This is a genomic window from Xanthomonas sp. NCPPB 1062, from assembly GCF_041481705.2.
GTDB lineage: Bacteria > Pseudomonadota > Gammaproteobacteria > Xanthomonadales > Xanthomonadaceae > Xanthomonas > Xanthomonas euvesicatoria.
Genome location: NZ_CM192987.1, coordinates 2062499 through 2088190, shown reverse-complemented (window position 1 = coordinate 2088190; position 25692 = coordinate 2062499). Strand labels below are relative to the sequence as shown.

The following is a 25692-nucleotide window of genomic DNA, read 5'->3' as shown; positions in this document are numbered from 1 at the left end:
CCGATTCATCCGAGTAACCGCGCCGCAGGACTTGCGATTGGCGAGACCCAGGCCTGGCTATCGAACCCTGCAGCCGCAAACCCGGCCTGCACTGCGGTTGCCGCAGCCTCTGCAGCGGCACGCGATTCAAACCAGGCAAACACACTTGGCCCGGCGCCGGAAATGCTGGCGCCGAGGGCGTTGTGGTCCAGCGCTGCCTGTTTGGCGTCTGCGAAGCCGGCGATCAATGGGGCGCGACGCGGTTCGATCAGGACATCACGCAGGCCTGCGCGTACCAGGTCTGGATCGCCGGCATGGCAACCGGCCAACACCAACGCCAGATTGGTGCTCTGCGCGACGAACTCGCGCAATTGATAATTGCCCGCCAAGGCTTCGCGCGCGCGCCGCGTTTCCAGCACTGCATCCGGATGCACCAGCAGGCTATGCCAAGCGGGTGGCACCGCGATTGGCACCAGGCGTTCCAGCGTGCACAACACCAAACCACCTACAAACAGCGGCCCCAGATTGTCGCCGTGGCGGCTGCCGCTGGCTACCGCTTCGCCATCGAGCGCGTATTGGTAGAGCTGGTGGTGATCCAATGGCGAGGCCAGTAGCGCGTTTGCCGCAACCAGGGCCGCGACGCATGACGCGGCAGACCCGCCCATGCCCGAGCTCAGCGCGATGCCTTTGTCGATCTCGACTTCGAACCCATAAGGCAGCTGCAAGGCGGCACGTAGCGAAATGAGTGCAGCGCCTGCAGTGTTGCGCTCGGCATCCAGGGGCAGCGCCACCGTCGTGCCGCGAATCGCAGCGATGCGCACCACCGGCGCTTCGATACGGCGCACGGTCACGGTGTCGCCGATGCCATCGATCGGATAGCCGAGCAGATCGAATCCCACCGCGACATTGGCAACCGATGCTGGTGCGAAGGCGCGCGCTTCGTGCAGGCCGTGTTTGTCCAAAGATGCGCGATCGCAGCGATGCGCCTGCGCCACCGCTGCCTGGCTCACGCCGGCATGGCTGACAACAGTCTGCGTCATAGTCGCGCGCCCTCGCCTGCCGCCACGCGCAGCAGGTCGGCGAACACGCCTGCCGCGGTCACTTCCGGCCCCGCGCCCGGGCCTTGCACCACCAGCGGGTTCTCGCAGTAGCGACGCGTGGTGAACTGCACCACATTGTCGGTGAGGCGCAGATTGGCGAAGGCGTGATCGGCGGGCAATTCCACCAGGCCCACGCTGGGCGCGCGGTCCGGCGGCAGCTGCGCCACATAGCGCAGCACGTTGCCGCGCGCACGCGCATCGCGCAGGCGCTGCGCGAACACCGCATCCACTTCGGAGAGCCGCGCCATGAAATCGTCCACGCTAGCCTGACGCAGCCCTTCCGGCACCAGGCTTTCAACCTGCACATCTTCCAGGCTGATGGAGCGCCCTGCTTCGCGCGCCAGGATCACCAACTTGCGCGCCACGTCCACGCCGGACAGATCGTCGCGCGGATCCGGTTCGGTGTAGCCCATGCCGCGTGCCTGCGTCACCAGTTCGGCAAAAGGCACGCTGCCGTCGTATTTATTGAACAACCACGCCAACGTGCCGGAGAAGATGCCTTCGATGGAGGTGACCGCGTCACCGGTATCGACCAGGTCGCGCAGCGTGGTGATCACCGGCAACCCGGCGCCCACGGTGGCTTCATAACGGAAGCGCGCCCCACTGGCATCGGCCGCTGCGCGGATCGCCTCATAACGTGCCAGCGGGCCGGAACCGGCCTGCTTGTTCGGCGTGACCACATGGATGCCGGCGGCCAGCCAGCCCGCATAACGGTCGGCCACTTCGGCGCTGCCGCTGCAATCGATGATCACCGCATGCGGCAGATGCGCAGACAGCAGATGCGTGGTGAAGCGTTCCAGATCGGTGGGCGTGGCGGCCGATGCAAACGCATCGCGCCAGTCGCCGACCAGGCCGCGTTCGTCCAGCAGCATGCGACCGCGTGAGACCACCGCACGCAGGCGCAGATCCAGATTGGCCTTGCCCAGCAACTGTGGCTGCGCAGTGCGCAATTGATCCAACAGCGCTGCGCCCACATTGCCCGGCCCGATCACGCCCACAGAGAACGTCTGCGGCGACAACCAGAAACCTGCATGTGCCGCCCGCAAGGCCTTGGTGGCGTGCGCCGCATCGATGGCCACCGAGATGTTGCGTTCGGACGAGCCCTGCGCAATCGCCAGGATATTGACTTGCGCGCGGCCCAACGATTCGAACAGCCGTGCCGCCACACCCGGCTGGCCGGCCATACCATCGCCCACCGCTGCCAGCACGCTGATGCCGGTGGTCAGCTGCACGCGCTGCACCTGGCCGACCGTGAGTTCATGCGCGAACGCCTGCAGCAATGCATTGCGTGCACGCTCGGACTCGCGCTGCTTGACCACGCAGCAGATCGAATGTTCCGAGGAACCTTGCGAGATCATCACCACCGACACCTGCGCGGTGCGCAGCGCTGCAAACACGCGCTCGGCCGTGCCCGGCACCCCGATCAGACCGGTGCCTTCCAGATTCAGCACCGCCAGATCCGGGCTCAACGTCAGCCCCTTGATCGGCCCGCTCACCGCACTGCTGGCAGTGATGCGCGTGCCGGGATGCTCGGGCTGGAAGGTGTTGCGGATGATGATCGGCAAGCCGCGTTCGATCGCCGGCGACATCGTTTGCGGATGCACCACCTTCGCACCGAAGTACGCCAGCTCGCAGGCCTCGTCGTAGCTCAGCGTTTCCAGTTGCACCGCTTCAGGCACCACGCGCGGGTCGGCCGACAGCACGCCGTCCACGTCGGTCCAGATATGCAGTTCGTCGGCATCGAACAACGCGGCAAAGATGGCACCCGAATAATCGCTGCCGTTGCGGCCCAGCGTGGTAATGCGATCGGCGCGGTCGCGCGCCACGAATCCGGTGACCACCACGCGCGTTTGTGGATGCGCCTGCCGCCAGGTTGCAAGACGTTGCGCACTCGCCTCCCAGTCCACATCCACACCGAGTTCGCCGCGATTGACCACCAGCACGTCGCGCGCGTCCAGCACCGCACAGTCCTCGCCGATCGCGCGAAAGTGATCGCCTAGCAGCTGCGCCGAATACACCTCGCCAAGGCCCTGTACGCGGTCGAGCACTTCGCGCGGCAATTCGCCGATGACCGCCAGGGCCCCGAGGATCTGCGACAGATGTTCGAAGCGCTCGTCCAGCCACTCCACCGTCGGCCCGGAATGCTCGCCGAGCAACGCCACTGCCGCACCGCGATGGCGTGCGCGTGTTTCGTGCCAGCGCTCGCGCCATTCGGGGCGATTTTTCGCCGCAAGTTCGGCCAGTTCGATCAAGGCATCGGTGACGCCCTTCATTGCCGAGACCACGGTGACCTGCACCGTCTCGTTGCGGGCAAGCAGCAGCTGCGCCACATGCCGATAGCGCTCGGCATCGGCCACCGAGGTGCCGCCGAATTTGTGCACGATAGTGCGCGCAGAGGACGCAAGAACAGAAGCGGGTTCGAACGAAACAGCGGGCGATGACATCGACAGACCTCGTTAGGGGAGGCCCCGTCCGCATCGGATGAGAGAGGGAAGTCCCCGCATCCTGGTCCGGGTGCGGGGCCGTTGTTTTCGGAAGTTACGCGAAGACGACGGACCGCACCGGGCGAATGGTGGCGGTAGTAATGATGGTGGTAATGCCGGCCACGCCCGCACCTGCCCGCAGTAGCGGCTGGCAGAGAAGCGAAGCGGTGGCGGAGGCGTTACCCATGCATGCAAAAGACATCACCGGGCCGAGGCCTGTCAAGCATTGCGTGAATGGGCAGGCGCATGCGTTGGGCGCACGGAACAGAAATCCTTTTTGCTCAGGGATTTAAGCACTGTGCGTGCAAGCAATTGATTGCTATGGAAACTTTTGGATCGGCCTTGCAGAGCCATGCTGCGCAGCTTTCTAACCTTCATTGCTCGAGTCGTGTGCTCGGCCGACGCGATAGGCTGACTGGATGGCCAGCACTCGATGCATCACATCGCTGCAGGCAGCACGTCGCATCAAGCAACAGACAACTTCGCATCAAGCAACAGATCGTCGCTATCGCAACCCCGAATCGGTGCGAACCAAGGTCAGCAGCGCAGATCAGCCAAGCACCCGAGGGTTGAGTTGCCAGACCGAAAAATTGAGCGCCGCCGCAAAGCTCACCCACGCCAGATATGGCACCAACAACCACGCCGCCGAAGCTTGCCTCTTCCCAAACACACCGATGGTCGCCGCCAGCACCAGCCACAGCGCCACGATGTCCGCAAACGCCCACGCTCCCAAGTGCAATGCAAAGAACAACCAACTCCACAGCCCGTTGAGCGCCAGCTGCACCAGGAAAAGTGTCAGCGCCACACGCGCGCCAGCCCATCGCCCACGGAGCCACACCAACCACGCCGACAGCGCCATCATCCCGTACAGCGCCATCCACACCGGCCCGAACAACCACCCCGGCGGCGCCCATGCCGGCCGCTGCAGCTGCGCATAAAAGCTGGCGGCCTGGATCGATGCAGTTGCGCCCAGCGCGGCTGCGGCATAGCAAAGCACCAACCAGCCGAGAAGGCCGAACCATTGCGATTTTTTGAAACGATCTTGGGTCATGACTGCTGTAGCCTCGCATCAGCGTTGGTCAGCGTCGCGCCATCAGGTCGGAAAATCTTCTTAACTCACCATCAACGAGATCTCGCTGTTCCGGAGAAAGCAGCACACTGATTTCTTGGGTTCCAGAAACGCAATCGACAAGATCAATTCCTACCCAGCCTGAGGACCAAAATTCAACTGCCCCCATTTTGTTAAAACTTTCAACCTCCACTCTCTGAAGATCTCCGAAATCACCATTCTTGAATTCACTGTAGATAAATTCGCAACCTTTCATAAAAGATAAGAAGTTCTCTTTAAACCAATCTGTGTTCATTGCCAATTTCCGTCGACGCCAACAACCTTAACACTGCCAGGGCAGTGGAATTTCCTTACCACCCTGTAAGACGAACGCTACGATTAGCCTGCATCTGGCCCAGGCATCTTGCCCCATACTTTGCGCCTTGTTGAAGACTGCTAAGTCGTTGCCCGCCTGCATAGCGAGGTTGCCGCCGGCACTGAACTCGGTGCTGTGGACGGTTTCGTCGCTCGTGCTGGTGGTTTGCTTGAAGCGCTTGCGCGTTTCCAGGACATCGCTGGTGTCCACCGTGGTCAGCGTGCTGGCGTTGATGCCGTTGCCGGCGCTGATGCCCAGACCCTTGCCTGCATCGAGCTTGGCGGCGACCAGATTGACGTCGTTGCCGGCGCTGAGGATCAGTTTGCCGCCAGCGGTGAGCGCCTGCTGATCGATGCTCTGCGTGGTCGTGGTGGTGGTAACGCGGGTCTTGCCGTTGCGGTTGTTATAGCTGTTGGTCTCGGTCTCGTTGAGCACGGACTCGACGTTGAGGTTGTTGCCCGCTGCGGCGATCAGATCGCCGCCTGCCTTCACCTCGGCCTGGCGGATGGTCAGGTCGTTGCCCGCGGTGAGTTGCAGGCTGTCGCCGGTGCTGATGCTGGTGCGGGTGGTGGGCTTGCCGTCGAGACCAGTGGCCGGCGTCAGCGAGAGGTCGTTGCCCGCCTGCAGTGCCGCGCTGCCGCCGGCCTTGATGGTCACGCCATGCAGTTGCAGATCGTTGCCGGCCGAGACGATCAGGTCCTTGCCCGCAGTCACCGACACGGCGTCACCGCCACGCAGCAGGCCGTTGTCGTCACGCAAGGCGCTTGGCGTGAGGCTGAGGTTGTTGCCCGCGATCAAGGCCGCGCTGCCGCCCGCCTGCACGCGGGTGCCGGTCAGGGTCATGTCGTTGCCGGCGAACAGCTGCAGGGCGTTGCCCGCACTGATGCCCGACAGGATGCCCGCACCATTGATGGCCCTGGACGCTTCGCTGACCAGGTTGTTGCCAGCGGCCAGCGCGACATCGCGGCCCTGGATCTGGCCCTGGTTGAGCAGGTCGTTGCGCGCTTGCAGCGACACAGTTCCGGTGCCGCTGATGCGGCCCTGGTTGAGCAGGTTGCCGGCGGTGACGCTGACATCGGCACCCGCGATGACGCCCTGGTTGCTCAGGGCGTTGGTGGCGTTGAGTTCGACGTTGCCGCCGGCGATCAGCGCGCCGTTGCCACGCAGCTGCAGCGAGTTGGACGCCAGGTAGACCACCGGCACCAGCACGGTCTGGCCCTGGTACTCCTGCTCCACCATCCACACGATGTCCTGCGTCAGTGCAGCGGCCTGGGCGGCAGTCAGGCCCACGCCCATGCTCAGCTGCAGCTGGCCTGCAGCGGCCACGCCGGACTCGAGCAAGGCGCGGTATTGCGCCACGCCATCGGCGTAGTTGCTCAGGTAGCGACGACCGGTGAGCTGGGTGATCTGGTCCAGCACCAGGCGCTGCTCATAGAAGCCGTCGCCCAGGCGGGTCTGGGTCCACTCCGGGTCCACGCCCAGCTTGTCCAGCAGGAAATCGCTGCTGATGAAGTTGTCGTAGTTGACGAAGCGCGGATCGGTCTCGATCAGGTAGCGACGGCCCGGGCCGTTGCTGCGCCAGGCGTTGATGCCGCCCAGGCTGGTGGCCGCGCGGCCCATCGCGGTGCGGTCGGTGGCGGTGCCGTTGGACAGGCGATACAGCCCGCCGATGGGCAGATCGATCTGCGCCAGCGAGGTCTGGCCGCCGCCCACAAGCTCGGTTACCGGGATGCTCGATGGATCGACACCCACCCGGCCCTGGTTGGCACCCACGACGATGCCGGTGCCGGCCGCGGTGGTCTGCACCGTGGCCTGATCGACCGTGCTGCGCGCCAGGCCGCTGTCGTTGGACATCACCGGCGCGACCGACACCGCGACGATGCCGCCGGAGGTGGCCAGCGTGGCGTCCTGGGTGTTCGCACCGACCTGCGCACCCGCGCTGCCGGAAGTGCCCGTGGCGACCCGGATGCTGCTGGCGCCGCCATTGGCGCGCCCGGTCACGGCCTGCTGACCCGCGCTGGCTGCGCTCTGCCTGCCGCGGCCGCTCAGGCCACCTTGCGCGCCGACCGATGCCGTTGAGCGCGCTGCCGCTGATGCTGCGCCTTGCTGCAGGCCAGGCTGGCGGTCAGGACCGCCGCTTAATTATCTCCGTCCCTGATGATCCTGATGATCTGATTTCTACTCATTCAGACCAAGTGAGCTTGGAAGATTTTTCACAAAATCGGCAACCTCACCCTCATAATTTAAGGATTCCGAAACCAAATCAGAACACAATAGAACCCTTTCAATATCAGGAAGTTCCTGCAGCTCAAAGGCCAACTGCTCCATCATCTGAACAGCCGCATCTTGATCGACAATTTTAGCACCAGAAAACTCTAGAAAATTACAAAAATTAGCTATAACTTTGGCAAAAGTTTTATTAACTTCACTCACGGCTTAACCACCTCTACAGTTATGTTTTTAATACCAAGCTCTTCGAACATTTTCTTTGCACGATTAGCCTGCGCCTGTGTGGGCACTTCCCAGCGACCAGTTAACCCTGTTCTGACAAAGCTTGAGATTGACGTAACGCCTGATCTTTCGCCTTTGGCGTGGTAACTACTGATATTTTACGATCCACCAACACATCTGCGTCAACACCGTCGAATTTTACAGGGCGTTCCGTTCCATCTGGCATAGTCCTCGTGATTGAAGGCGCTTGCGATGCTTGGGTTTCCACATTTGATCGCGCGCCTGGGGCAGAGTCATTATAATCGCGTGCTTTGGGACTCATCGACGCCTTTTCGTCAACCCAAACAACCTCCTGATTAGCCCTGACCTTCAGCCGCCAGTCGCAGGATCTGCGCCGCGCTGGGTGGATGCTGCTGTCACTCTGAAGCCAACGAGGTGACGTGATGAGCATCAATGCGGTGCAGTTCCAGGCTGGATTGTCGATGCCTGAGTTCTTCGCGTTCTACGGCACCGAGGCCAAGTGCTATCGCGCGCTCTACACGTGGCGTTGGCCGCAGGGCTTTCGTTGCCCTGTTTGTGCCGGGCGCGTGCGCTCGCGTTTCAAGCGGCGTGCTGCGATCTACTACCAATGCAGCGCGTGCCGGCATCAGACCAGTCTGATGGCAGGCACGATGTTCGAAGGCACCAAACTGCCGCTGCGCACCTGGATGCTGGCCTTGCACCTGTTGACCTCGACCAAAACCAACATGGCCGCACTGGAGCTGATGCGTCATCTGGGGGTTAACTACAAGACGGCCTGGCGGATGAAGCACAAGATCATGCAGGTCATGGCCGAGCGTGAAGCCACGCGGAAATTGGCGGGTTTCGTGCAGATCGACGATGCCTATCTCGGCGGCGAGCGTAACGGTGGCAAGGCCGGACGCGGATCAGAGAACAAACAAGCGTTCCTGATTGCGGTGCAGACCGATGCCACCTTCACCGCGCCGCGCTTTGTGGTGATTGAGCCGGTGCGCAGCTTCGACAACACCTCGCTGCAGGACTGGATTGCCCGTCGCCTCGACGTCCCCCCGCTCTGAGTAGCGGCCGGGTTTAGAGTCCGGGGTTGATGATATCGGTGTTGGCCAGCTGTTGGGCATACGCAGATGGCGTCATGCCGCCAATGGCCTTCTTGGGTCGCTCCTCGTTGTATTCGCGTCGCCAGCGTTCGATCTCGGTACGCGCATGCAGCAGGGTTGGGAACCAGTGCTCGTTGAGGCATTCGTCGCGCAGCCGGCCATTGAACGATTCGACGTAGGCGTTCTGGTTTGGCTTGCCAGGCTGGATCAGCCGTAACTGCACGCCACGCGCATGTGCCCAGGCCACCATCGCTTTGCCGCAAAACTCCTTGCCGTTATCTGTGCGGATCACCTGTGGCAAGCCGCGACTGTGCGCCAGCCGATCCAGCACGCGTGTCACGCCATGGCCCGAGATTGCGCGCTCCACCTCGATGGCGATCGCTTCGTGGGTTGCATCGTCCACGATCACCAGACACTTGATCACTCGGCCTTCGGCGCTGCGGTCGAACACGAAATCCATCGACCACACCTGATTGGCCTGCGATGGCCGCAGCAGCGGCTGACGCTCTCCTATCAGCACCTTTTTGCGCTTGCGGCGCCGGACCTGCAGCTGCTGCTCGCGGTACAACCGCTCCACACGCTTGTAGTTCACGATGCGTCCTTCCTGTCGTAATTTGAGATAGATCATCCCCACACCATAACGGCGATGGCGATGCGCCAACGCACAGATGCGTTCGCGCAGTTCGACGTTGCGATCTTCGCGCGGGCAATATCGCAGCGCACTGGCGCTCATGCCGATCACTGCCAACGCACGACGCTCGCTGGCACCACGCCCGATCCACTCGCGCACCAGCATGCGACGCGCCGGTGCGCTCACCACTTTTTTCGCAGTGCATCCTTGATCAGGTCGTTCTCGAACAGCTGCTCGGCCAGCAACTTCTTCAGCCGCGCGTTCTCGGACTCAAGGTCCTTGAGCCGCTTGGCATCGGGCACGCTCATCCCGCCGAACTTGCTGCGCCACAGATAATAGGAAGCCTCGCTGAAGCCATGCCGCCGGCACAGGTCCTTGATCGCCACACCGGCATCAGCTTCGCGCAGGAAGCCGATGATCTGTTCTTCAGAAAAACGCTTCTTCACGTCCAATCTCCTCGAGTTAGGGAATTGGACTCCAAACTGAGGTGCTACTCAAAATCGGGGGGGCGTCGGGCCATCAGTTGCAAGGTGTTGCTGGCAGTGATGCCCGACAGGATGCCGACGCCATTGATGGCCTTGGACGCTTCGCTGACCAGGTTGTTGCCGGCCACCAACGCGACATCGCGACCCTGGATCTGGCCTTGATTGAGCAGGTCGTTGCGCGCTTCCAATGCCACGGTGCCGGTGCCGCTGATACGGCCCTGGTTGAGCAGGTTGCCGGCGGTGATGCTGACATCGGCACCGGCGATGACGCCCTGGTTGCTCAGGGCGTTGGTGGCGTTGAGCTCGACGCTGCCGCCGGCAATCAAGGCGCCGCTGCCACGTAGCTGCAGCGAGTTCGAAGCCAGGTACACCACCGGCACCAGCACGGTCTGGCCCTGATACTCCTGCTCCACCATCCACACGATGTCCTGCGTGAGTGCAGTGGCCTGCGCGGCCGTCAAGCCCACGTCCATGCTCAATTGCAGCTGGCCTGCAGCGGCCACGCCGGATTCCAGCAAGGCGCGGTATTGCGCCACGCCATCGGCGTAATTGCCCAGATAGCGACGACCGGTGAGCTGGGTGATCTGGTCCAGCACCAGCCGCTGCTCATAGAAGCCGTCGCCCAGGCGGGTCTGGGTCCACTCCGGGTCCACGCCCAGCTTGTCCAGCAGGAAATCGCTGCTGATGAAGTTGTCGTAGTTGACGAAGCGCGGATCGGTCTCGATCAGGTAGCGACGGCCCGGGCCGTTGCTGCGCCACGCGTTGATGCCACCCAGGCGGGTGGCCGCGCGGCCCATTTGCGGTGAAATCGGTGCCAAGTGGTCAATGCACGCGCCGCAAACGGAGGCTGCAATTTACAGACTCCGGCCTCAGCGATCAGATTGATGGCTAGAGCCGTACCGATCATAACCACACCCACCGATCATAATTTTGAGCTGGCTATTACTAAATTTTCAAAGATCAAATTTCGGAGGAACTTTACTTGCTGGGTCCAGCACTATGAATTCCATATCTAACCAATATCAAATCCACCACCGTCTCACTATCAAGGACGAAATGGCTCGCTCCAATCGATGAAATCAAATTGACCCGGTTTGCGGCGCAGTACATGAGCGCAGTAACGATCTATCGCATCCTCCGGATTACGCAACACGCGTAAATTTTCAACATCCCCTTCATGGACATGGTAGACCACCTGATCCTGACGGGTCGAGCAAACGAAGAATTGATCTCCCTCTGGACCACCGACGCCTACCGGCCTTGTATCCAAAAAGCATCTAAACTTAATTCTTTTTACGCCATTTACATTAGTCACCGCATCAGGGAATAATTCTTTTATTTTCGGTAAATACTTCTTTTTCCACCCTTTACCCAGGCTATCCAAATAAGTATCCGCATCCCGCCACCTTGATGAAGGATGCCCAATCAACTGACGATTGGTCATAGGACCTTCACCTACACTTCCTGGAATACGCCATCCGTCGGTTCGCCACAACCAGGACTTCGCCAAGCCATCCGGCAAGCTGAGCAAAGAACCGAAGCAGTCGTTACCGTCCTCGTAAGTCGAGCTTGGGAACGTTGCGAAGACTTCCACCATCCTACCATGCACCTCTAGGAACAAAATTGGCCGAACCATCGGAGGACCTCCTGGGTTCCTCAAATCCTCGATTAACATAACACCGAGCAACAATGGCTCCGCAGCTTCTTGAAAAGCTTGATAGGAGTTCGGCTGGAGCAGCCGCAAAGGCTCTAGAATCCAGCTCTTACCATTTAAAAGCAATCCAGAATAGTCAACATTTCTATATCCAGCACCATCTCGCTCATGCAAAAAATTATATTTATCACAAATACCATCCACATCAGAATAAATACCCCCATTGAATTCTAAAATAAACTCATCTTTGAAGACACCCATCAACTCCCATGGCCGATCGCTTCGACCCGACAAATTCTTCATTTACTTTCCTTTTAACGCATTATTATCATCAATAATCTTTGAAACTTTCGTCCGAAAATCTTGCTGCGCCTCTTCCAAGTACATCTTGTACTTTTCACTAACCGGCTTTCCATTCCACGTCATCCACCCCGCACTCTCGGCCTCTACCTTACACCCCTTTGAACAGTTCGCTGATTTGATCATTGGTTGCAGGTTCGCAGGATCTTTCAGAATCTCATTCTGAACGCTTTTTGGCAAAGAATCAAAACCTTCAATTTGCCGAATAGCATTTTGTGGCAAGACGTGATCAACATGAATTTTAGCCGTTGCAGGCACCGCTTCCTTCACACCAGTTAGTGGATTGATCCAAGTCAGCTCATTCTTGGCATTCATCCAAGTACTACTAATTACTTGACCATTTAGCCAGAGCGTCTCATCAGCCGCCTTCGCCAGTGGGCGCAACAGGGGACCAACTGTTTTGCCTACAATTGTCGGCATCGCCGCAAGAGCGATGCTCGTGCCGGCAGCCTGGGTGTCGCCTTGTGCAATATTACGGATGATGCCTGCCGCCATCCCTACATCACCGGTAAACGTCTCGAGCATGGCCACACCGTCCGACCCACGCGTCGCAGTAGACCAAGCCAACAGCTCGCTCTGATACACCTGCTGTAAGGAGTCCTTCGCTATTCCAGATGCGCCAAGAGCGTTATATAACTCGCGAAACTGATCAGGATTATTCGCAAGAATATTTCCATATTGGTGGAAGTTCGCATACTCGTCATCAGTTGCCTTGAAGGCCTGACCCCACTTGTATTGATTTTTATTGGAATTCAGAAACGCTAGCGCTTCTGTGTCGATATTTTCGATACCGACCTTCTTTGCGATCACTGCATCCACTTGCGCCGCAGCTTCCACAGTCAGACGCTGCTTCGCTTCAATGACACTAATGCCTTCCTGCAATGCGAAAGCTTCAGCGTTCTGGCGAATCCATGTCACTTCATCAGGATGCAGCTGCCGATTAAACTGATCTCCCGCCAGCGCGGTTGTTGCGCCAACCTGCCCACCCGCAATACCACCAAGCGCCGCACTTCCTAGCTCCATAAGTGCGTTGTAAGTGGCTGGGTCGGTAACGCCGTTCTTGACCAAATAATCCGACATCGCAACCTTGGCTGCTTCAGCACCCGCTGCACCAGCTGCTGTTTGCAGGACGTTTTCGCCGCCGAGTGCCGCAATCGCCGCACCTGTCAGGCCATGCAGCAAAATCTTGTTCGTACCCCCATCGCTCCATGCGTCCAGACGTGCCAGTGCCTGAGCTTTCGACGCTTCATCCGGTGCGCTAGCCAAATCAAGCTGGGCTTTCTGATACATAGCCGAGGCAACATCACCCGCTACCCGGAATCCAATCTCCCCAGCCAGCCCCATCAGCTCTTTCTGATCTTCGATCTTCTTCTGATCGAAAATCTCTTTCAGCCCAGACTGCTGCAACTCGGTGGCACTGCGATCCAACCCTGCTAGTGCGGATTGGTCCCCATTGCGAATCTGGATCGTGCCGGCGGCGATGTCGCTCTTGGTCGTGCTGCTCGAGCTATCGCTGGAATTGCCCAGCATGCTCAGTCCCGTACCGATGGCCATGCTGGCCATGCTGCTGCCCGTGCCACCAGCCACCGAGACGCCGCTGGTCTTGTAATCAGCCTTGTTCTGCAGGTCCTCGACCGTCAGGCTCCCCGTAGACAGCCGATTGAGGCTGGCATCGGCCGCACTTGCGATAGCGCCGCCAACCAACTTGGTGTTGCCGCCTACCGTGATGTCGAAGCCCCCATTGCCGGCCTGGATGCCACTTTGCTCGGTCACGCTGGTGTAGCTGCTGTTGACCTTCTGCTGGCTATAGCTGCCGCCGCTACCAGAGCCGGTCGCCAGGGTCAGGCTGGCCTGTTGCTGCTTGCTTTTGTACTCATTGGTGTCCTGCTCGCTTTTGATCAGCAGGTCGCCGCCGACATTGGCGAGCACCTTATTACCCACGGCCTGTGCGCCCTGGATCGTTGTGTCGTTGCCGCTCACCAAGGTCAAGGTGTCATTGGCAGTAACCACGCTTTCGGTGCGCAGATCGCTATTTCCCTTGGCGCTGCCTTTGCCAGCGGACACCGATAGGTAATAGCCCGTGACCGCACCGACACTGATGCCGATCTCGCCGCCGGCATTCTTGTTTTCCGATTTGGTGGTGTTGGTTTCCTGATTGCTGAGCAGGTTGAGGTTGTTTGCTGCGGCCAATGCAACGTTGTTGCCGGCAATCTTGCTGCCGATGACGTTGAGATCGCCGCCGGTCGCGGCAATGGTGACATCGCCGTTGCTGATGATGCGGCTACCTCCCGTGCTTTCTTCGTGTGTACTGGTCTTGCTTGACGAACTGCTGGCGCCGATACCCACACGAAAGCTCATGCCGGTTGCGGCGCCCGCGCCTTCAAGGCCACTCGCTGGGTCCTTGCCAGGCTTGGCCACATTTCCACCAACTGCTTGCCCGTCGTATCCAGCCAGGAAGTTGTCGGGCGTGGTTTGGGCTTGATTGACCGTCGCACCTGTCGCATAAGCAGCACGCGCCGCATAGAGCGCTTTCAACCTATCGTCGTCCACATCGGAAATCCGCTTGGCTGCACCATAGGCCGCCAATGCGGTATCGACCACGCCTCCACTGATACCCAATGTAATGCCTGCACTCTGCTGCTTGGACGTCTGCACTGTGTCCACAGTGTTTTCCGCCGCGGCAATCGTGACGTCCTTACCCACGATGGTGGTGCTGGTGGCGCTCAGCACGTCGCTCCCTGTGATGGCGACCTTGTTGCCGGCCGTCATCGTCACCGAGCCATCCGTGCTACCGACCAGGCTGCCTGTGTTGGTGACCTCGGTGACATCCAGGCCGTCGGTCTTCTTGGTCACGCCCAAGGCGACACTGAATCCACCACCGCCATACAGGCCGGACTTCTTGACGGTCTTTTCGTGTTCCTCGCTGTGCGTGTTCTGCACCGTGTCCAGCGTGAGGTTGTTGCCGGCGGCCAGCACCACATCGCCCGTACTGGCCACCTGCGCACCTTGCGACAGCAGGTCGTTGCCTGCCGCGATCTGCACCGTGTCGCCGCTGAGCGTGGTGGTGACCGCCACGGTGTCCTGCCACGCATCATGGGTGGTGGTGGTCTTGCTGCTGAACGTGCCCTTCTTCTTTTTGGTCATGTCCTGCACGGCATCGTGCTGCTCGCTGGCGGCGAGCAGATTGACGTCGTTGCCGGCGGCCAGGGTGATGCCGCCTTCCTTGGTGGCGGCCGATGCGGCGGTCAGGGTGATGTCGTTGCCCGCCTGCATGGCGAGGTTGCCGCCGGCGGTGAACTCGGTGCCGTGGACGGTTTCGTCGCGGGTGCTGGTGGTCTGCCTGAAACGCTTGCGCGTCTCCAGGACATCGCTGGTGTCCACCGTGGTCAGGGTGCTGGCGTTGATGTCGTTGCCGGCGCTGACGCCCAGCCCCTTGCCTGCATCGAGTTTTGCAGCGACCAGGTTGACGTCGTTGCCGGCGCTGAGGATCAGGTTGCCGCCGGCGGTGAGTTCCTGCTGGTCGATGGTTTGGGTGGTCGTGGTGGTGCTGACGCGGGTCTTGCCGTTGCGGCTCTTGTAGCTATCGGTTTCGGTCTCGTTGAGGACGGACACGACGTTGAGATTGTTCCCCGCGGCAGCGATCAGGTCGCCGCCGGCTTTGACCTCGGCCTGGCGGATGGTCAGGTCGTTGCCGGCGGTCAGCTGCAGGCTGTCGCCGGTGCTGATGCTGGTGCGGGTGGTGGGCTTGCCGTCGAGACCAGTGGCCGGCGTCAGCGAGAGGTCGTTGCCCGCCTGCAGTGCCGCGCTGCCGCCGGCCTTGATGGTCACGCCATGCAGTTGCAGATCGTTGCCGGCCGAGACGATCAGGTCCTTGCCCGCAGTCACCGACACGGCGTCACCGCCACGCAGCAGGCCGTTGTCGTCACGCAAGGCGCTTGGCGTGAGGCTGAGGTTGTTGCCCGCGATCAAGGCCGCGCTGCCGCCCGCCTGCACGCGGGTGCCGGTCAGGGTCATGTCGTTGCCGGCGAACAGCTGCAGGGCGTTGCCCGCACTGATGCCCGACAGGATGCCCGCACCATTGATGGCCCTGGACGCTTCGCTGACCAGGTTGTTGCCAGCGGCCAGCGCGACATCGCGGCCCTGGATCTGGCCCTGGTTGAGCAGGTCGTTGCGCGCTTGCAGCGACACAGTTCCGGTGCCGCTGATGCGGCCCTGGTTGAGCAGGTTGCCGGCGGTGACGCTGACATCGGCACCCGCGATGACGCCCTGGTTGCTCAGGGCGTTGGTGGCGTTGAGTTCGACGTTGCCGCCGGCGATCAGCGCGCCGTTGCCACGCAGCTGCAGCGAGTTGGACGCCAGGTAGACCACCGGCACCAGCACGGTCTGGCCCTGGTACTCCTGCTCCACCATCCACACGATGTCCTGCGTCAGTGCAGCGGCCTGGGCGGCAGTCAGGCCCACGCCCATGCTCAGCTGCAGCTGGCCTGCAGCGGCCACGCCGGACTCGAGCAAGGCGCGGTATTGCGCCACGCCATCGGCGTAGTTGCTCAGGTAGCGACGACCGGTGAGCTGGGTGATCTGGTCCAGCACCAGGCGCTGCTCATAGAAGCCGTCGCCCAGGCGGGTCTGGGTCCACTCCGGGTCCACGCCCAGCTTGTCCAGCAGGAAATCGCTGCTGATGAAGTTGTCGTAATTGACGAAGCGCGGGTCGGTCTCGATCAGGTAGCGACGGCCCGGGCCGTTGCTGCGCCACGCGTTGATGCCGCCCAGGCCGATTGCTGCGCGGCCCATCGCGGTGCGATCGGTGGCCGCGCCGTTGGACAGGCGATACAGGCCGCCGATGGGCAGATCGATCTGCGTCAGCGAGGTCTGGCCGCCGCCAACGATGTTGGTGACGGGAATGGTGGCGGGGTCGACACGCGTGCGGGTTTCGTTTGCACCTGCCGTGACACTGCTACCAGCTGTGGTGGCTTGCACAGTTGTCTGATCGACGCTGCTGCGCACCAGGCCACTGTCGTTGGACATCACCGGTGCGACCGACATCTTGACGATGCCGCCCGAGGTGGCCAGCGTGGCGTCCTGCGTGTTGGCGCCGATGTGCGTGCCTGCGCTGCCGCTGGTGCCAGTGGCAACTTGGATACTGCTCGCGCCGCCGTTGGCACGGCCGCCCACTGCCTGGCCGCCCACTCCACCGGCGCTTTGCGCGGTGCGACCATTCAAGCCACCTTGTGCGCCTACACCACGCAGTGCAGCGCCACTGATAACGCGACCATCGCTTCCGACAGCGCCGTTGCTGATATTGGCGCCATTGATGCTGACGCCTTGGTTGCCGGTCATGCTGGCGCCTAGGGCGATATAGCTGCTATTGGTCGTTGAGGAGCTCAGCCTCTGGTCTTCTTCTTCGTAATAACAAACGACCTTCTGCCCAACAGGCTGCATACAGTCATTGGTGATCGCGGTGACGATATGTTCCACATCGCTTTGTCGAACCGTTTGATTCAAGGCCAGCGCTTGGTTGAGCAGCTGCTCGCTTCCCAAGATCATCCCATCCGAGAGTCCGCCAAGACCTCGCTGGTTGGCAGCGAACAGGCCTGCCGCAGCGATTGTCGAGGCATTATTCGTGACGCTTCCCGACAACAGGATGTTCCCGCCCGCCGCGATGCGTCCCTCAGCGCTTGCCGAAGACAATTGCTCCTGTTGAATGACCTGATAGTTGCGATAAATTCCCGGCGCGAGCCCCTTGTAAGGATAAGGTGCCCGGGCTCCCTGGAGGTTCCTAATCGCTTTGCCTTGGATGAGTTCACCACCCGAATACACGCCGTCGTTGCCGGGATCGGTAGAGACGCTGGTGGTGTTAATCACGCGACGCCGATTATTGAGCTGCTGGGCCGCAATCAAAATACTGCCATCAGCCTCAATACTACCCGAGAGGTTATTCACCATCCCGGTCCGCGCTACCAATGTGCCACCACCATCCTGCGCACCACCGATGGCGATATTGCCCAAGCTGAAGATGCGCGCATCGCGATTGAGCAGCTGATCGCGCACGATCAGGTTCATATTGCCGGTGGAGCCGAGCAATGCCGAACCGTAGGCAGCGTTGCCCGTCGCACCGCCAAAATCTGCGCCATTGACCAACGTACCGGTATTCACCGAGACATTGCCGCCGACGATGCTGCCGGTGTTGTAGACGCTGTTGGCAACAAGCGACAACGCCCCGTTGCCGGAAATGCTGCCGGCGTTGTCGATGACGTTGCCGCCGTTGAGGCGGGTATCGTTGGAGACGATGTTGGCGCCGCCGCGGTTGGTGATGCTGCTGGCGATGATATCGAGTGTGCGCGCCGCCTTGAGCGTGGACTCGTTGACCAGGTTGCCACCCACACGCAGGTTGAAATTGCCGTTGCTGACCAGGTCGGCGCCGGCGCGGTGCGTGTAATCGCTGCGCAGGGTCAGATCCAGTAGGTTTTGCGCGAGAATACTGCCGCCACCGTCGAAACCGACCGTGTCGATGACCACATCGCCGGCACCGCCGGTGACGCTGCCTGCGCCAATCTGGCCACCGGCATTGCTCAGGTTTTGCAGATTCAGGCGAACCGATTGCTCGGCCTTGATCTTGCCGTTCTGGTTATCGAGCGTGGCACCTGCGCGCTGCAACAGGAAGTTGGCGCCGGCATAAACGCTGCCGCCCTGGTTGTTCAAGGCATTGGTATTGGCGATCAGGTCGCCGCCTGCCACCAACTGGCCGCTCGTGTTGGCGATGCTGGCCGCATCGATCACCACACTGCCGCGCCCACCCAGATTGCCGTTGGTGTTGGTTAATGCGCCGCCGGTGGTGATGCGGGTCAGGCCACCGCCATTGTTGACGATGCTGCCTTGGGTGTTGTCGATCCGTCCAGCGGATGCAGTCAAGGTGTTGCCCGCATCGAGCTGGCCACCGCTGTTGAGCAAGGCACCGGTGACCGCCACATTCAGATCACGGCCGGCGCTGAGCTTGCCGGCTTGATGATTGTCCAACTGGCCCCGTGCAGTGATGCCGAGGTCGCGGCCGGCCTGCAGATTGCCGCCGGCACTACTGATGTTTTCTGCAGTGATCACGGCATCGGTACTGGCACCGATCGTGCCATTGCCATTGTCCAGACCGCGGTTCAATTCAACGCGTAGCCCCCCGCCCACGCCCGCATTGGCAATCGCCTGCACGGTACCGCCAGCATTGCTGAGGCTGTCGGCACGCAAGGTCAATGCACCGCCGCTGGCCTGAAGCAGACCGTTACGGTTATCGACCGTGCCGCTGGTTTGCACGTTCAATGCCCGGGCCGACACCGAGCCGGCCAGATTATTGAGACTGGCTGCGCTCACGCCTGCGTCGCCTGCCGCAGCGATGGCGCCATTCTGGTTGTTCAGGGCGCCGCTGGCGCCGAGTGTCAACTGGCCCTGCGTCAGGATGCGTCCGCCGCCGTTGCCGAGTGCACCGCGGCTGGTCACCGACAGCGTGCCTGCGCCGGCATGCTCGATACGGCCCTGCGCATTTTCAATGCTGGCAGCGGTGATGGTCAGATCCTGACCGTTACTGGCCAGCGTGCCGGTGGTGTTGTCGATGGCACCCCCAATCACCACGCGCGTCGCACCCGCGCCGCTCTGCACCAGACCACCGCCGACATTGCTGAGGCTGCCGCCGTCGATACTCAGCTGGTTAGCCTGAAGTTGCCCGCCGACAGTGTTGAGGCGGCCATTGTCGATAGCGCCGGCGGCCTGCACGGTGAGCGTTCCGCCCGCGAGCAGGTTGCCGCCACGATGATCGAGGCTACCGCCAGTAGAGAGTGCGACATTGCCGGTGGCACGCGTGGTGGTGCCAGCCAACTGCAGCTGACTGCCCTGCGCGGTGAGATTACCGCCTGCCAGCAGTGTGCCGGAGGCAGTGAGCTGACGATCGGCAAGCAGGCTGAGCGTGCTTCCGCTACCCAGGCTGCCGTCTGCGTTAATGCCGGCACCCACCGTACCGGTGATGCCGATCTCGCCTGCGCGAAGGCTTAGATTGCCTGCTGCGGTGGTTTGCCCGGCGTTGTCGATGCGCGCACCTTGCACAGCGACGGTCGTCCCGCTGACAGTGCCCTGCTGGCGTACGAGCGCATCACTGACCAGCGTGAGTTGTTGGCCCGCGACCTGCCCGGCAACCGTCAGGTCGCCTTTGGAGCGCAGGTCGAGTGTGCTGGCCGCGCTCAGATTGCCGCTTTGCGTCAGCGCACCATCGGCCTGTGCCGTGAGCGCCCCTGCTGAGGCCAAGCGGCCATCGAGCTGCAGGTTGCCACGACTGATCAATGCCACATCGCCACGCTCGCTGCCTAACTGGCCACTGCTGCTCAGCTGCCCTGCTTCCACACGCAAACCATCGCCGCCGATCAGATCGCCGCGGTTATCCACTGCACCGTTGGCGGTAACGCCAAGCCGCTGCAGACCATAGGCCTGACCGGTCTGGCGTAGCGATCCGACACCAAGCGAAAGTTGGTTGCCGGCGCGCACGGCACCGGCATTGTCGAGCAGGCCAGCGATGGACAGCGTGGCATCGCCTTGCGCAAGCAGCACGCCCGTCGCGGTGTTACTCGCACTGGCAGCAGTCGCAGTCAGACTGCCACCGGCCGCGACCTGCGCGGCGTTGGTCAACGCACCGGCTGCGCTCAGCACCACGTTGCGGTCTGACTGCACCACACCGGCAACCGCCAGATCGCCGGTGCTGCGTAGATTGATGTCGGTGGCGGCAGCGAGTGCACCACGGCTGTCGATCGCTGCGCCGTCAAGGCTGATCGCGGCGCCGCTTTGCAGCACTGCCGCTTGCCCGGTCGCGATCTGCGCGCCACGCAGGGTTGCGTTCGCTGCGGATACCGCCTGGCCGTTCAACGTGAGTACGCGTTGCGCCTGCAGATCCAGCTGCGATGCCGATTGCAGCGTGCCTTCAGCAGCGAGATCGCGCCCGGCCTGCAGCGCGACGGACTGCGCCTTGAGCGAACCGGCCTGTTGCAGATCGCCGCCTGCGGTGGCGTGCAGCGTGGTGGCTGCTGCGACCACGCCCTGCAAGGTCATATCGCCCTGGCTGGTCAACGTCACGTTCGCCGCTTCGCTGCCGAGCTGGCCGCTGCTACGCAACGTGTCCGCTTCCACCAGCACTGCATCCTTGGCGATGAGACTGCCGCGGTTGTCCAACATGCCAGTGACTGTGGCAGTCAACGCCTTGCCGGCGACGGCAGTGCCGCTCTGGTCCATGCTGGCTGCGGTGATACGCAAATCGTCGCCGCTCTGCAGGCTGCCTGCATTCTGCAGTGCACCTGTCGCCAGCGTGATGCCCCCCGCTGCGGCAAGTACACCAGCTGCTGCGTTGTTGATCGAACCTGCCTGTAGCGAGAGGTCGCGGCCCGCGAAGACCTGGCTGGCGTTGCCGAAGGCACCGCTGGCGCTTAGCACGACATCGCGATTGGCTTGCGCAACACCCGCCAGGGAAAGATCACCGGCGCTGCGTACCGCAAGGTCAGTGCCAGCATCCAGCGTGCCGCGGCTATCGATTGCCGCACCGTCCAGGGTGATGGCGCCAGCACTTTTCAGCACCGCATCGCGAGCGGTCGCGATGCTGTTGCCACGCAAGCTGGCGTCGGCGCCAGCCTGCGCCTGGCCGCTCAAGCTTAGCGTGCGCTGTGCCTGCAAGGCCAGCGTGGAAGCCGATTGCAGGGTGCCACCGGCAACGAGATCACGGCCGGCCTGCAGCGCGACGATCTGTGCGCTGAGCGTCCCTGCCTGTGAAAGGTCGCCCCCTGCAGCGGCTTGCAACGTGGTCGCGGCAGATGCCACGCCCTGCAACGCGATGTCGTTCTGGCTGGCCAGTGTCAGCGCGCCGGTCACCGAGCCCAGCTGGCCATTACTGACAATGCTGCCCGCGGTGATGCTCAAATCCTTGCCGGAGACCAACTGGCCTGCATTCTCGAATGCGCCGGTAGTGGCGATCGACAGCGCGTCGCCGCTATAGACACGACCGCGCTGCAGCAGCGACCCGCTATTGAGCGAAAGGCCTTGCTCTCCATGCAGGCTGCCATGATTGTCCAATACCCCGGCAACGTCGACACGAAGATCGCGCTTGGCGCCCAGGGTTGCGTCTGACGCATTCATGGCACTGGCAGCCTGCACGCTCAGATCGCGCGCGGCGATCACTTGGGCACCGTTGTTCAAGTTACCTGCTGCGGTCAGCGCAATGTCGCGGCCGGCCTGCGCTACGCCGCCCAGCATCAAGTCGCCGCCACTGCGTAGAGTCAGATCATTCGCTGCATCGAGCGCGCCACGGCTCTCGATGCTGTCGCCTGCCAAGCTGATCGACGCACCGCCCTGCAGCACCGCCGCAGCGCTGGTCGTGATGCTTGCACCATTGAGCGTGGCATTGGCAGCACTGGATGCCTGGCCGTTCAATGCAAGCGTGCGTCGTGCCTGCAGATCCAGCGTGGATGCAGACTGCAGGCTGCCATTGGCAGTGAGGTCTTGCCCGGCCTGCAAGGCAATCGACTGCGCCTTGAGCGAACCAGCTTGCTGCAGGTCGCCGCCAGCCGATGCCTGCAAGGCAGTCGCGGCGGCGACCACACCGTCCAGCTGCATCGCGCCCCGGCTGCTTAATGCAACACTGGCCAGCTCGCTGCCCAATTGGCCGCTGCTGCGCAACGTGCCTGCATCGATCTGCAGCGCGTCCCTGGCGATCAGGTTGCCGCGGTTGTCCAGCGTGCCGGCGACTGTGCCGCGCAAGATCCTGCCGGCAGATGCACTGCCACTTTGATCGAGACCTGCCGCCGTCATCTGCAGGTCGCAGGCTGCCTGCACGCGGCCGGCGTTGTTCAACTGTGCTGCCGCGGTGAGTGCCACATCCCCATCGCCCGCCAATACGCCGGCAGCGGTGTTCTCCAGGCTATGTGCCTGCGCGGTCAAGGTGCGCCCGGCGAAGACCTGCGCTGCATTGGTCAGCGCCCCGGTAGCCGTCAGCTCAACATCGCCGCTGCCCTGCGCAACGCCCGCCAGCGTCAGGTCGCCCAGGCTACGCACACGCAGACCGCTGCCTGCATCGAGCTTGCCGCGGCTATAAATCGTGCCGCTATCCAATGCAATCGCACCGGCGCCCTGCAACACCGCATCCTGGCTTGTCGTCAGCGTGGCAGCACGCATGCTGATGTCGCCACCAGCCTGGCCTTGCGCAGCGAAGGTCAATGCTCGTTGCGCCTGTAGGTCAAAAGTCGAGGCAGATTGCAGCGTGCCGCTCGCGGTGAGGTCGCGACCGGCACGCAACGCCAGCGATTGCGCCTTCAGCGAGCCGGCTTGCTGAAGATCGCCCGCGGCGGTGGCCTGCAAGTTGGTTGCGGCAGCCACCACACCTTGCAATGCGATATCGCCCTGGCTGCCCAATACGACGCCTGCAGCTTCGCTGCCGAGCTGGCCGCTGCTGCGCAAGTGACTAGCATCGATCTGCAGCGCATTGCGGGCCACCACATTGCCGGTATTGTCGAACGTGTCGACAACCCTTGCGGAAAGCGTGTTGCCGGAGCTGACGCTTCCACCCTGGGTGAAGGAATCGGCATTGATCTGCAATGCGTTGGCAGCGTACAGGCTGCCGGCATTCTCAAGCACGCCGCCAGTACGCAGCTGCGCATCGGCGCCAGACGAGAATGCCGCGCCTTGCGCGTTGCGCAGGCTGGCCGCATCCACCTCCAGTGGACCAGCAGCGATCACCTTTGCGCTGTTATCCAGCGCGCCGACCGCTTGCAAGGTAGTACTGCCTGCGCTCTGCACGGTGCCGTCCAATGCCAACGCCCCAGCGCTGGCGATGCGCAGGTCGCCGCCAGCATCGATGACGCCGTCGTGGGCGACACTGCCGCCACGCAGTTGCAACGCGCCATCGCTGTGCAGTTGGCCGCGCTGATGCAGCGCGCCATCGGCCTGCAGATCGAGCGCGCCTGCCGAACGTACGACGGCATCGCTTGCAAGCTCACCTGCCACGACAACCGTCAGCGCGCCACGCGTGCTCTGCAGCGTGCCGGAGAAGCTGGCATCACCGCCGCTACGTAAGTCGACGCTGGCCGCGTTCACGGTACCAGACACCTGGGCGCCGCTTGCGGCATCCATTGCTAATGCGCCGCCTGCGACGGTATTGCCGCTCAGGCGCAGATTGCCGCGACTGCGCAGCGTGGCATCGCCACGCTGGCTGCCGATATCGCCGCTGCTTGCCAGCTGCGCAGCGTCCACGGTCAATGCGTCGCCTGCGACAACGGTGCCGCTGTTGAGCAGCTGGCCGGTAGCTACCACTTGCGCATCGCGTGTCGCAGACAGGCTACCCGCAGTGGTGAGGTTGGCAGCCTGTAGCCGCAGATCGCGGCCGGCATACGCACTGCCTGCGTTGTTGACTGCACCGGCGCTACGCAGGTCCAGATCGTTGCCTGCAGACACCGCAGCGCGCTGTGCGATGTCGATCGACGCTGCGTTCAACGCAAGCGCATCGGCTGCGATCAGCTTTCCCTGCAGTTCCAGGCGCCCACCCGCGCGCACATCAGCCCCCTGCCCGGCTTGCGCCAATCCAGCCACACGCACGTTGCCATTGCCGTTGATCTGCAGCGCACTTGCCGCATCCAGCGTTCCCAGTGCGTCGACGGTATTGGCGTTCAGTGCAATCGTCGCGCCGCTCTGCAAGGTACCGGACAACGCAATCTGCGCTGCGCGCAGATTCGCGCTCGCGCCGCCATAGGCCACGCCACCACTGCGCAAGAGCCCATCGGCGCCTAGATCCAGGGCGCCGGCGGCGTGCAGGCTGCCATCGGCATTCAATTCCGAGCCGAACAGACGGATCGACCCCGCGCTACTGCGGCCAACATGGGTCACCCCACCACCGGCTTGCGCATCCAGTGCACCGGCGGCCACCAGGTCGCCTGCAAGCGTCATGCTTGCAGCACGCAGGCGCACGTCGCCTTGTTGCGAGCCAAGCACTCCACGCTGATCGAGCGCGCCGGTGGCACGCACATTCACAGCATCCCGCGCGACGGTGGTGCCTCCCAGGCTCACTTGCCCTGCGCTGTCGATCTGCAGATCGCCACTTTGCGCAGCCAATGTGCCGCGGCTCACCACGCCGACCCCGGCTTCGGTTGCGATCAGGCGAATGCGTTCGGCATACATGCCGCCCAATTGCGCCACATCGATGCCGATCGCAGGAAGGCCGCCGTCGGCACCTGGCAGGACGTCCAGCAGCATGCCGTCGTAGCTCACCCGTCCGGCACCAGCGGCGGCGACCAGCTCCTTGGTCCAGATCGAGCCGTCTACGCTGAGCTGACGCGACAGCAGATCCAGGCGATCCACATTGAATGCGTCCAGACCGTTGCGACCGATGCTCAGCGCACCGCCGGTGATACTGAAACCGTTCAACGCACCATCGCTGCCCAGGTTCGGCGTGCCGGTGGTCAGGGTGACGCGCGAGGTATTGAGAAAGCCGCAGCCATCGCAGGAAATGCCGTTGGGGTTGGCGATCACCAGCTGCGCTTTCGCACCGGCGATTTCGGTATAGCCCTGCAGTCGGCTGCTGGCCGAGGTGACTTCATTGAGGATCAGCGACGCGGCACCGCTACGCTGCAGGTTGTTGTTGCCGGCAACGTAACCGCCCAGCTCGGTCTTGGAGATCTGCGCACTGTTGTTGAGGATCAACCCATTCGGGCCGACATTGAAGTTGCTGTAGCGGTTGTGCGAAATGCCGCGCGCATTGGGCGCGACGATGTCCACCACCGTCACGCCATTGGCAGCAACCTGCTGGCCTGGCGTTTGCCCTCCAGGGTTGGCGGTTGGCGCAACCTGCGCCCATGCCGGAAACGATGTCCAGGTGATCGTGCAGCACAGCAACAGTGCAAGCGCCCGCTTGCCCTGCTCGGCCAGGTAACCACGCACGCGCATCGCTTCGTTATCCATCGTTTCTCTCTCGCCGCCTGTTGGCGTCATCAATCAACAAACGCGTAGCCG

General features: G+C 62.2%; 8 protein-coding genes and 3 pseudogenes. 1 reads left to right on the top strand and 10 read right to left on the bottom strand.

Translation table 11 applies throughout. From position 1 onward, the window contains the following. Positions 1-5: 5 nt before the first annotated feature. The 6 genes and pseudogenes from ACCQ16_RS09285 to ACCQ16_RS09260 form a co-directional block, all read right to left on the bottom strand. Entirely contained in the window at positions 6-1019 is a 1014-nt protein-coding gene (locus ACCQ16_RS09285; RefSeq protein ID WP_011347177.1) for a homoserine kinase, read from the bottom strand. Beyond that, positions 1016-3523, bottom strand: coding sequence for a bifunctional aspartate kinase/homoserine dehydrogenase I (gene thrA, locus ACCQ16_RS09280; RefSeq protein ID WP_277573143.1), 2508 nt, complete (start codon positions 3521-3523; stop codon positions 1016-1018). Before thrA ends, ACCQ16_RS09285 begins: the two co-directional genes overlap by 4 nt. Positions 3524-4112: 589 nt before the next feature. Further along, the gene (locus tag ACCQ16_RS09275) at positions 4113-4613 is read right to left on the bottom strand and encodes a TspO/MBR family protein (RefSeq protein WP_209260800.1); all 501 of its coding nucleotides are present in this window, start codon (positions 4611-4613) and stop codon (positions 4113-4115) included. Positions 4614-4641: 28 nt separating this feature from the next. Continuing rightward, positions 4642-4926: a hypothetical protein gene (locus tag ACCQ16_RS09270; RefSeq protein WP_223866278.1), complete on the bottom strand. Its 285-nt coding sequence runs from the start codon at positions 4924-4926 to the stop codon at positions 4642-4644. A 141-nt stretch (positions 4927-5067) separates the two neighbouring features. Then, positions 5068-6462: pseudogene (locus tag ACCQ16_RS09265) on the bottom strand (hemagglutinin repeat-containing protein); the annotation flags it as partial. 702 nt (positions 6463-7164) lie between these two features. Continuing rightward, on the bottom strand, positions 7165-7419 hold the full coding sequence (locus tag ACCQ16_RS09260; protein WP_277573478.1) for a hypothetical protein: 255 nt from the start codon (positions 7417-7419) through the stop codon (positions 7165-7167). Between the two features lie 461 nt (positions 7420-7880). Between ACCQ16_RS09260 and ACCQ16_RS09255 the strand changes: the two are divergent. Next, a pseudogene (locus tag ACCQ16_RS09255) lies at positions 7881-8495 on the top strand (IS1595-like element IS1595 family transposase); the annotation flags it as partial. 31 nt (positions 8496-8526) lie between these two features. Here the strand turns inward: ACCQ16_RS09255 and ACCQ16_RS09250 are convergent. The 4 genes and pseudogenes from ACCQ16_RS09250 to ACCQ16_RS09235 all read right to left on the bottom strand — a co-directional run bounded on the left by ACCQ16_RS09250 (position 8527) and on the right by ACCQ16_RS09235 (position 25641). Continuing rightward, a protein-coding gene (locus ACCQ16_RS09250; RefSeq protein WP_094030629.1) for an IS3 family transposase occupies positions 8527-9629 on the bottom strand; the annotation gives its coding sequence in 2 pieces (ribosomal slippage) (positions 8527-9371 and positions 9371-9629; 1104 coding nt in all). Between the two features lie 68 nt (positions 9630-9697). Further along, positions 9698-10465, bottom strand: a pseudogene (locus ACCQ16_RS09245) (hemagglutinin repeat-containing protein); the annotation flags it as partial. A 248-nt stretch (positions 10466-10713) separates the two neighbouring features. After that, positions 10714-11625, bottom strand: coding sequence for a hypothetical protein (locus tag ACCQ16_RS09240; RefSeq protein ID WP_372380321.1), 912 nt, complete (start codon positions 11623-11625; stop codon positions 10714-10716). Then, positions 11626-25641: a two-partner secretion domain-containing protein gene (locus ACCQ16_RS09235; RefSeq protein WP_372380320.1), complete on the bottom strand. Its 14016-nt coding sequence runs from the start codon at positions 25639-25641 to the stop codon at positions 11626-11628. Positions 25642-25692: the final 51 nt, after the last annotated feature.